Origin of the sequence: Mycobacterium sp. (assembly GCF_035603715.1) — a bacterium.
In the GTDB taxonomy this organism is placed as follows: Bacteria; Actinomycetota; Actinomycetes; order Mycobacteriales; family Mycobacteriaceae; genus Mycobacterium.
Map to the genome: position 1 here is coordinate 1 of NZ_DATNJW010000531.1, position 8,238 is coordinate 8,238.

The window sequence follows — 8,238 nt, forward strand, 5'->3', positions numbered from 1 at the left end:
CCTCGCCATCCAGCTCAACTTCGTCTTCGAGACGGGCTTCACCAACCTGCAATTCATGGCCATGGCGGCCCTGGCCGATCGCGCCCACCACCATCTATTCGAAAAGACGCTGGCAAGCATTCAGACCGACGAGGCCCGCCACGCCCAGATCGGCCACCCCGTGATGCGGACGCTGTTGGAAAACGGATCGCGTCAGCGCGCCCAATATCTCGTCGACAAGATGTGGTGGCGATGTTGGCGGTTGTTCTTGGCGCTGACCGGAACTGCGATGGAATACCTGACCCCGCTGGACGCGCGGGCGCGCTCGTTCAAAGAATTCATGACCGAATGGGTTACTGAGCAGTTCGTGAAGAACCTCGCCGAGTTCGACCTTGAAAAACCTTGGTTCTGGGACCTTTTCGTGGAGGAGCTGGACTATGCGCACCACAGCTTTCAGCTGGGCCTCTACACCTACCGGACGACGTTGTGGTTCGACGTCGCGTCACCAACCGCGGCTGAACGATCGTGGCTGAACGACAAATACCCACGATGGAACGACCTCTACGGGCCGCTGTGGGATCAGCTGGAAGCACGCTGGCAGGGTGGGGGCGAGACGAACACGCTGTCCTACGGTCTGCCAGCGCTGTGCAACCTCTGCCAGCTCCCAACCCTGTTCATCAGGCCCGGTCGCAACACTGCCTGCACGCTCGAGATGCATGGCCGGCGCTACCTGTTCTGCTCGGAACCGTGCCGCTGGATTTTCCAGCAGGAGCCGCAACATTTCGCCGGCCACAAAAGCGTGGTGGATCGGATCGTCGCGGGCGAGGCGCCCGGCAAGCTCATCGATCTGCAGGAGTGGATGGGGCTGACCGCGCCGGCCGAGAACGGCAAGGATCTGCGCCGCGGTCTGGATCCGTGGCGCCTTGACCCCATCCCGACAGCGTGAGGCGACAGCGGTGCGCGTCTACTTGTTCGGCTACGCCAGCGACGACTTCGTGGGGCGCGTTATCGTCACGCCGAATGAACGCACGGTGGCCGAGCTCGCGCGCCAGCTGGTGGCCTGGGGCCTGGAGCCAGAGCGGCGTGGAGCTATCACAGTGCGCAACGAAAGCGGCGAGATCCTGGAGCCGGCCGACACTATCGCACAAGCAGGGCTGAGTAATGGCGACATCTTCACGGTCGAACGCGGCTGACACGCCTCCGGCGGTCTGGCACTACGCCGGAACCCTCGACGAGTTGTGGGAAGGCGAGGTGCTCGGCGTTAACCTCGGCGGCGTCGACGTCCTGCTGTGCAACGTCGACGGCGAGCTGTTCGCATATGAGGACCGGTGCCCCCATCTGGCAAATCCCCTCTCCCACGGCGTCCTGAACCACAACACGCTGACGTGCGCCGCGCATGAATGGGAATTCGATGCGCGGACCGGCCAGGGGGTGAACCCGCAAGCCGCGCGTCTGACACCCTTCCCGGTTCGACTCGACGACGACCGGATCTTCATCCAGATACCACCGGAATCCGCGCGCGTGGTAGACGACCCCGATCGCCGGGTGGGCCCGGTGTTGCACGCCACACCGTTCGCGCATGTGGTGGCCGCCGTCATCGAGGAGGAGAACGACGACGTCGTTGTGCTCGATGAAGGAGCCTACCTGCGCGTGCTAGCGCCCGGCAGCTGCCGCTTGTCAAGAGCCGCCCTGGAGACCGCAACCGGGCCGGCCATTCGGTTCCCGGGCGACCTCGAAGTCGTGATGTCGTCATTCACCGGTGTTTTGAAGCTGACGGACGACGGCGCGGTCTGGACATTGGCGGCCCATCCGACGGCGGCCGATCCGCCGGCCCGCGACAAATGACAACTCCGGGCCGCAAGACCTACACGCGGCTCGCGGCGGGCCGGCGTATCCCGCTCGAGTATGAGCTGTTGAGCACTGACCTTCACTACAACCACCCGCGTCGGTTCGAGCTGACGGCTGACCTTCCCGTCGTCGAGTGGTACTACCGCCACCGTGAAGGCGCCACCCTGCGAGCACAGAACTGGGAACAGTTCGCAGACCCACGGCGAACCACGTATCGCGCATACACCCAGGTGCAAGACGGCCGCGAAGACGTTATCGACGGGCTCCTTCGGGAGATCGACGACACCGGCTACGACCGCCGGCTCGACGTCGACTGGCTGCGCTTTCTGGACCGCTGGTACTTCCCGCTTCGTTATCCGGTGCACGGTTTACAAATGCTGGCCGCCTATGTCGCCCAGATGGCGCCTGCCTCCCGCATCACCAACTGCGCAGCTTTCCAGGCTGCAGACGAGATGCGCCGCGTCCAGCGCATCGCCTACCGCACTGCGCAAGTCAACGGAGGCCCGGTCGACGCGGCGACGTTACGGCGACAACAGACTGCGTGGGAGGATGCGCCTGCGCTCCAGCCACTTCGCGAGCTCATCGAAACCGCGCTGATCACCTACGACTGGGATGAGGCTTTTGTCGTGACGAACGCAGTCATCAAGCCTCGAATTGATCGCCTGGTGAATCAAGAAATCGCGGGCTCCCTGGCAACGGCCAACGGCGATCCCATCCTGAACAGCATTCACTTCTCGCTCGACGAAGATGCCCGTTGGCATCGCGCGTGGACGGCCACACTACTGCGCCACCTGATCAGCGACACGCCTTCGAACGCCGACGCGGTCTCCGCATGGCTAGATAAGTGGCAGCCGCTGGCGTCCGATGCGCTCCACGCTGTCGCCGGCATCCTCGCCGACGCACCGGTGACGATGGATCCGACCAAAGCGGCAGCGCGCATCAGCGACGAAGTGTCGCGAGAAACCGCTGCGCTCTTGGCGACGCGAGCGTGATTGCGACGGATCACGTGGGCCCGTTTTGGTCTGCTTGACTTAATAAGTGACGGGAGGAGCTGAATCAGGAAGCGAGAGTGACGTAGAAGAGCAACAACGCAGGTCGCTCTCGTGTGCGGTGCGACGACTTCCCGCTGGCATAACTATTATCCGGACGACAGGTGACCTGAATAGAGAAACCAGCTCGCAGCTGTCCCTGCTCGTAGCCGGCGAATTGCTACGAGAGCCCGCACAATTGGTGCTCGAGCTCGCGAACCTGACGTCTGTCGATAAGGCCGCCGTCGACGCCTTGGTCTCCGCCTCGGCGCTGGCCGGAGAACCCGACATCTCATTCTGCTTGGTGGCATCGCACGCCGGTTAACGGTTTGACGAGCGAAGCGAAGGGGCCTCGCCAAACACTTGATGGTACTGCTGAGCGAATCGGCCGAGGTGCACAAAGCCCCAGCGGCCGACCACCGCAGTAACGGCCGCCGAAGACCGGATTTGCGACGCACGCCTGGCCTTGTGATGTGAGCTCACCTGCCAGGGTGACAACAAGCGCCGAAATCCGGCTCACCAGAACGAAGTACCGACACTCGGCGTTCGGCACGATGTCAAGAGTCGAAACCCGAGGAGAAACAATGAAATACGACGAAATCATTGCGCGAGTAGCGGAGCGTACCGGCCTTTTTGAAGGTGAGGCGGCGGCGTTGACACGCGCGACCTTGGCCACCCTCGCCGAGCGTATCGGCGGCGCCGAGGCCCGCGACCTGGCGACACGACTGCCTGGACCACTGCAAGACGCCTTGCTCCCGACGAAAGAACAGGCCGAAACTTTCGGCTTCGATGAATTCGTCAACCGGGTGGCTGAACGCTCCCCCCGACGTGACCCCATCGCGTCTAGAAGTGCCGTGGATGCGGTGCTGGCGACGCTCCGTGAGGCGGCGACGCCCGGTGAGTTCGATGACGTACTGAGCCAGCTACCCAGAGACTTTCACCGGTTGGATGCGCGGTGAACCAGCCGCCGCCGGGATGCTGTTGCAACGTAATATGCTGTTGGCCTTAGCTTTTCGTTGCAATACGTGGCGACTATCTACCTCCGCGATGCGATTTAGAGCCCTTCGGCATGGCCTTCACGGCTTTGCCCAGAGAAGGCGATCGCCTCCTCACTATCGCGTCATTGGGGCTCGATTGCCGAGATCGCCTTCTCTTTGACGCGAACCTTGGAGGGCCACGGTACGTCGTTGCGCGGACAGTTCACGGATCCGGATTAAGGAAGCGCCAAATTTGCGTGGCGGCATGCAGGTGAAGCAATTATCGATATTACGGGGTCGAAGCTCCTCAAGTCCGCGGTCGGCTATGAGCGCGCGAGGGGCTCTTAGAAAAATTGCGGAAAGCCGTTCGGCACATCGCAGCTCGAGTGGGCAAGCTGTCGACCAATCTCCCGATACAGAGCAGCGGGATCAGGATGACGGTCGGCGAGTAAAAGCACCAGGCTCCCCTGGCGGCCTAGCCAACGGTCCAGGAACCGCCCGATGCCGGCCAAGAAAATTTCGTTAAGGCTCACAAACAGCGTCGCCGTCCTGTCACAGCGGGACGAATACCGCTCGACAAATTTGCTCCGGCGGGAGCAGGAAATACACGTCAACAACGGCGAAGCTTGCATCCAGCGGAAAGATTCCCGACTACACACATTGCCGAGCGGAGTCCGACATGGCCGAATGCCTGCAAGGTTTGAGAATCGCGATGCTCGCAGCGGATGGCGTCGGCCAGGTCGAATTGGAGGCATCCGGCGAGGCGGTGCGGCAAGCAGGGGCACAGACACAGTTGTTGTCGCTCCGAACCGGTCACATCGAATCGCTCGATAGCGACCTCGGGCCGGGCCGCACGTACACCGTCGACCAAACGGTGGCCCAAGCCACGGTCGACGAGTACGAGGCGTTGCTGCTGCTGCCCGGGACGGTGAAATCTGATCGGCTTTCCAGCGACGATCGGGTGGTCTCCCTCGTGCGTGACTTCATCACTTCAGGGAAGCCGGTCGGGATCGTCTGCTACGGGGCGTGGACTCTGCTTGAAGCAGGAGTGGCCCGGGGTCAAAGTCTCCCATTGTCTGGGACCATGCGGGCCCACCGATCGACAGGCGCCTCCGTATTAAGGGGCGAGCCGGTCTCGCCACGTGAACAGCGCGCGTTCTATAGCACCATCGCCAAGGAATTCGCGCGCATTACCCGCCAGCCTGCCCGCCCGGCAGCCGAAGAGAGCGGGCACGCATGGGCCCAGCTGGCTGTGTTACCGCCGCGGCCAGGTTGCGAGAAGTACAGCGCGGCAAAGAAAGTGGCTGGCCAATAAACGGCGTCGACGATAGTGTCCGAGCGATGTCGGCGAATCACTCTGCGATCTAGACGCTCGTGCCGTTTCGGTGGGCCGGCTCGTGGTGAGTCGGTTCGCCCCAGCGATGAACAAGCCGGAGTCCAGGTCGAACAAGTCCAGCACCCGCCCGATGGTGTGGTTGACGATATCGTCGAGGTGGCCGGCCGATCGTAAAATGCTGGTACCGGCGGAAAAACGATGGCTCCCGCCTCCGTTGCCGCGAGCATGTTCCGCAGATGAACTGTTGTGAGCGGACTTTCACGCACAAGTAGGATCGGGTTATCAGAACACCAGCTGAAATAGCGTGAACACCCGATCCCAATGCTCAGTCGACGGGTTGGACACCTTCGGGTCCACCACGCGGAACGAACGGGCCAGCGCGATACTCAACCCGCCGAACAACTCTGGCAGCAGCTGCTCGGTGTCCTCAGCGAACGTAACGTCGCCAGGTGGTCGCCGCACCGCCTGCCGCAGCAGCTCACGGATCTCCTCTGCCTCCTCCAGCTTGTCGAATTCCCGCATTCGCTCCTGGACGCCCTTGGTGATCGGAAGGTCCTGCGGCACAACCACGTCACGCCCGTTCCACTTGGCCGAGTTGCGCCCCGCGATAGCAATGTCGTCGATCTGCTCGTCGACGAACTCCCGGAAGCGACGGACGTCGTTCTTGTCGATCTTGATGCTTGCGACCGAACGAAAGAACCGTTCGAACGCCGTAATACCCGAGGGATGGGTCATTGAATACCTCCGCTCCAAATATTCATATCGGCCCAGCAGTACTGGTTGGGGTGGCCCCGCACTTCGCTGGCTAGGGCCGCTTCGGGATCGAAGCGGCGCACCGGCCGACCAATTCCGGTCTTGCTCCCTTCGGGGCCACACCAGCCATATGTGCCGACGCGGGCCGTCTACATGGGAACCTTCGCACCCCGACGCCGCGGTGGACACGGTCCTGTCAGTCCCAAACCCGACGCGCGCACTTGCCCCCACAGGCCGAAAGAGTGCCCTAAGTCCTGCGTTGACGCGTAAATGTCCCGCGATGGCGTCGGCCCTCGGCATTTCGATGGCGGCAGAATCCCGTACCAATAGCGACTGCATCTGACGCCTTGAGCAACCGGGTCACCCGCAACGCCGCAACGGGCGTCAGAGCTTGTTGGCGACAACGTCGAGATTGCTGATGTCGGGTGCCGAGGCGAATAGCTCGTCGGCTTTCGCCCCCCGGTTGCCGGTATTTCGCCGCTACGGGCGCGTTAGCTTAGCTCGGACGATGGGCACCGCGACGGGCCAGCTGATACATGGATGGCTACACCTTTGTGGCGCCGGTGACTGCAAGGATGGTACTTGCGACGAGCTCGGGATCGTCAATCGTCGGAGTGTGCGGGAGGCCGGGCAGGATGGTGAATGTCGCGCGGGGCAGGCGGTCTCGGGCGATAGCCCCGCAGAGTTCGACTGGCAGAATCCTGTCCTTTTCGGACCAGGCGATGGTGATTGGGCACGGCAGAGGGTCCATCGGTGCGACCTGTTCGTCAGGGTTGTTGAAGATGTCGTGAATGATGGTGCATTCAAAGTTCTCTTCATTGATTTCGATGATCCGCTTGTAGCTGAGTCGATCTCCGTGCAGCGTCAAATCGGTCAACCCACGCCGGCGCATCCCCGGCGATTTCATGAGAAGCGGGGTGATGGGACGCATCACGCGGCCTAACGCCAACTGCCGTCGCACCTTCTTCAGGGCCCGCACCCGCAGATCGTTCGACCACAATCCACCCGGTGAAAATGCACAGACGGATCCAGCCCGGCCACGTCGCGCCAATTCGAGCGCTATGAATCCACCCATCGAATGGCCCGCTAGATGTGGCCGATCTAGTCCGCGTTCATCGAGGTAGCGTTCGGACTCATCGATGACATCCCAGATCGTGACGGGTCGCCGCTGCACAACTGGCCCTCCACGATGACCGAGCGCTGACGGTGTGTATACGTCGTGGTGGGCGGATAGCAGCGGCGCAATGTCCCGCCATTGATCGCCAGACCAGGACCCGCCATGCAGGAGTACAAGAGGCGACCGTTCCGACGTCACCAGCGAAGTTTCGCACAGCTTCAGCCCCTTGAGCGGTCTAAAAGCTCCTGAACAGGTCTTCTTGAGTGGGGCGGGCCGGGCTCGAAGCGACCAACAGGTTATGAGTCGGCCAGAGCGTGTCCGCCGACATCCGCGAGCGTTCGGAAAAGCTTGTCTAACCAGCACTTTCAAGCCATGGACGTTCGTCGGTGTTCGTGAGCGTCTGGCATTGGTTGTGACGACGTCGTGACACCGACCGTCTGCTGTTGGCCCAGACTTCACCCGAATGCATGTTTCTGAAATGCGTCAACTGGCAACGCAACCAGCAAGTGCCCGCGACCGCGAGTGACTTCACCTGCGGATTGCGGCGCGACACTGAAACGGACAACAACGTCTCAAGGAGTTCCGCCGCCATGTCCATCCGAGTTGCAATCGTTTTTGGGGCCGCACTCATCGCCACCGCGGCGCCTGCCCACGCCGACGCAAACTCGTACCTCGCCTATATCCACAACACCGGGATCAACACCGCAGGAAAGCCGGACTCGTGGCTGCTCGACAATGGGCAGCACGCATGCGAGCTTCTACGGACCGGGACGACGGTCGACCAGATCAGTGAGGGACCGTCGAACGCCGACAAACGCGGGCTGACTATCGCCGCGCAGCACGAGCTGTGCCCGGAGACATTGCACTGAGCTGACTTGCTACTGGCTTCGTGTCGGTGGTTCGGGTACAACGACGCCATGGCCAAGCGCGCGAGGCCACCGGTCGAAGCTGGCGGCGTTGCGGGACGAACTCGGCCACATCCAAGTTCAGAAGCTGTCGAAAGCTGATCTCGACGATCTGGTGGGCCGGATGTGGCGCGGTGAAGTCAAGGGCCGCGACAACACGCCAAGACAGGGCGCCAGGGATGACGTCAAGCACCGGAAACGCCTGACCAGGCTCTCTACAGTGGGGCGGGCGGGGCTCGAACCCGCGACCAACGGATTATGAGTCCGCGGCTCTAACCAACTGAGCTACCGCCCC

10 protein-coding genes and 1 tRNA gene are annotated in these 8,238 nt (G+C 62.2%); 8 read left to right on the plus strand and 3 right to left on the minus strand.

Translation table 11 applies throughout. From position 1 onward, the window contains the following. The 7 genes from VN856_RS21890 to VN856_RS21920 form a co-directional block, all read left to right on the plus strand. On the plus strand, positions 1-925 hold a 925-nt coding region (locus VN856_RS21890; protein ID WP_325692884.1), incomplete at its 5' end, for a YHS domain-containing protein. A gap of 10 nt (positions 926-935) precedes the next feature. Beyond that, a complete protein-coding gene (locus VN856_RS21895; protein ID WP_325692886.1) occupies positions 936-1,172 on the plus strand; it encodes a hypothetical protein in 237 nt (78 codons plus the stop codon). Continuing rightward, entirely contained in the window at positions 1,141-1,824 is a 684-nt protein-coding gene (locus VN856_RS21900; RefSeq protein ID WP_325692888.1) for a Rieske 2Fe-2S domain-containing protein, read from the plus strand. Before VN856_RS21895 ends, VN856_RS21900 begins: the two co-directional genes overlap by 32 nt. After that, a complete protein-coding gene (locus VN856_RS21905; RefSeq protein ID WP_325692891.1) occupies positions 1,821-2,819 on the plus strand; it encodes a toluene hydroxylase in 999 nt (332 codons plus the stop codon). The genes VN856_RS21900 and VN856_RS21905 overlap by 4 nt, the downstream gene beginning before the upstream one ends. A gap of 118 nt (positions 2,820-2,937) precedes the next feature. Then, positions 2,938-3,180, plus strand: coding sequence for an STAS domain-containing protein (locus VN856_RS21910; RefSeq protein WP_325692893.1), 243 nt, complete (start codon positions 2,938-2,940; stop codon positions 3,178-3,180). Between the two features lie 259 nt (positions 3,181-3,439). Further along, a complete protein-coding gene (locus tag VN856_RS21915; protein ID WP_325692896.1) occupies positions 3,440-3,814 on the plus strand; it encodes a DUF2267 domain-containing protein in 375 nt (124 codons plus the stop codon). A 730-nt stretch (positions 3,815-4,544) separates the two neighbouring features. Next, on the plus strand, positions 4,545-5,147 hold the full coding sequence (locus VN856_RS21920) for a DJ-1/PfpI family protein (protein WP_325692898.1): 603 nt from the start codon (positions 4,545-4,547) through the stop codon (positions 5,145-5,147). Between the two features lie 303 nt (positions 5,148-5,450). Here the strand turns inward: VN856_RS21920 and VN856_RS21925 are convergent, their stop codons facing one another. Continuing rightward, a complete protein-coding gene (locus tag VN856_RS21925; RefSeq protein WP_325692901.1) occupies positions 5,451-5,903 on the minus strand; it encodes a DUF1931 family protein in 453 nt (150 codons plus the stop codon). 562 nt (positions 5,904-6,465) lie between these two features. Then, the gene (locus tag VN856_RS21930) at positions 6,466-7,497 is read right to left on the minus strand and encodes an alpha/beta hydrolase (RefSeq protein ID WP_325692903.1); all 1,032 of its coding nucleotides are present in this window, start codon (positions 7,495-7,497) and stop codon (positions 6,466-6,468) included. Positions 7,498-7,628: 131 nt separating this feature from the next. On the opposite strand from VN856_RS21930, the gene VN856_RS21935 reads away from it, so the two are divergent. Next, positions 7,629-7,907 (plus strand): DUF732 domain-containing protein, encoded by a 279-nt coding sequence (locus VN856_RS21935; protein ID WP_325692906.1) that lies wholly within the window; start codon positions 7,629-7,631, stop codon positions 7,905-7,907. 257 nt (positions 7,908-8,164) lie between these two features. Here the strand turns inward: VN856_RS21935 and VN856_RS21940 are convergent. Next, positions 8,165-8,238 (minus strand) — tRNA-Ile (locus tag VN856_RS21940).

Bases quoted from the DNA above. Each gene is read 5' to 3' on its own strand.
- VN856_RS21915 (WP_325692896.1), top strand. From the start codon at position 3,440: ATGAAATACGACGAAATCATTGCGCGAGTAGCGGAGCGTACCGGCCTT.
- VN856_RS21925 (WP_325692901.1), bottom strand. From the start codon at position 5,903: ATGACCCATCCCTCGGGTATTACGGCGTTCGAACGGTTCTTTCGTTCG.
- VN856_RS21905 (WP_325692891.1), top strand. From the start codon at position 1,821: ATGACAACTCCGGGCCGCAAGACCTACACGCGGCTCGCGGCGGGCCGG.
- VN856_RS21920 (WP_325692898.1), top strand. From the start codon at position 4,545: ATGCTCGCAGCGGATGGCGTCGGCCAGGTCGAATTGGAGGCATCCGGC.
- VN856_RS21900 (WP_325692888.1), top strand. From the start codon at position 1,141: ATGGCGACATCTTCACGGTCGAACGCGGCTGACACGCCTCCGGCGGTC.
- VN856_RS21935 (WP_325692906.1), top strand. From the start codon at position 7,629: ATGTCCATCCGAGTTGCAATCGTTTTTGGGGCCGCACTCATCGCCACC.